The 206-nt window shown below is 51.9% G+C and carries 1 protein-coding gene; it reads right to left on the minus strand.

Going from position 1 to position 206, the window contains the following annotated elements:
• Positions 1–206: biotin/lipoyl-containing protein (locus tag CWB62_RS18600; RefSeq protein WP_283235181.1), on the minus strand; the 206-nt coding region annotated here is incomplete at both ends.

Raw genomic sequence — 206 nt, forward strand, 5'->3', positions numbered from 1 at the left:
GAAGCCTTATCACCTTCTACGTTTAAGATTGATTGGTCAGCTTCAACCACATCGCCTACCGCAACCATAATCTCAGTGACTTCAACTTCGTCACCGCCGATGTCTGGTACATGAACTTCTTTAAGTTCTGCCGCCGCTGCTGGAGCAGGCGCTGCCGCAGGAGCCGCTTCAACAGCTGCCGGCGCAGATACACCAGTTTCAAATAC

Source organism: Pseudoalteromonas sp. S408 (assembly GCF_005886645.1).
In the GTDB taxonomy this organism is placed as follows: Bacteria; Pseudomonadota; Gammaproteobacteria; order Enterobacterales; family Alteromonadaceae; genus Pseudoalteromonas.